The sequence below is a fragment of the Microbacterium sp. AISO3 genome (genome assembly GCF_002204305.1).
Taxonomy (GTDB): Bacteria; Actinomycetota; Actinomycetes; order Actinomycetales; family Microbacteriaceae; genus Microbacterium; species Microbacterium arborescens.
Window position 1 is genome coordinate 1 of record NZ_NHRF01000066.1, and the last position, 459, is coordinate 459.

At 54.7% G+C, this 459-nt stretch carries 1 protein-coding gene; it reads right to left on the bottom strand.

From position 1 onward, the window contains the following. Positions 1 to 459: NAD-glutamate dehydrogenase domain-containing protein (locus tag CBF90_RS16355; protein WP_141097205.1), on the bottom strand; the 459-nt coding region annotated here is incomplete at both ends.

Consider the following 459-nt stretch of genomic DNA (forward strand, 5'->3'; position numbering starts at 1 on the left):
GACCAAGGTCGAACAGCCACACTTCTCGCCCGCGCAATATGATGCGATGGGGATGTTCATCAATAATCTGAACACCCAGGCTCGACAGGTGTGGCATCACCTGAGAAAGTGTCATCGGAGCCCGTTGGTTGAAGATCTTTAGTCGCAAATCAGACGGATCAGCTGGGTCATCGGGGCGATACATCACTAGTCCCAGATCATCCTCAGCCAGGCCGTTGAGGAGCTCCAGATCCAAAATGCCCTGCTTGGCGGTGAACTCTTGCTTGTATTCGGGGCCGAAATCGACTCCTCGTCGGTTGCTAGGAATGCCACTGGCCAAGGTGATGAACTCGTCATCCCAGTTCGAGGTGGCATCTGCAAGTTCAGCCTGCAATTTCTCGTCGTCGATCGGTGGTAGCACCTGTCCATCAGCAACCTTGGCTGTCACTGTGATCCGTACCAGCGAGGACTCCCCCATCA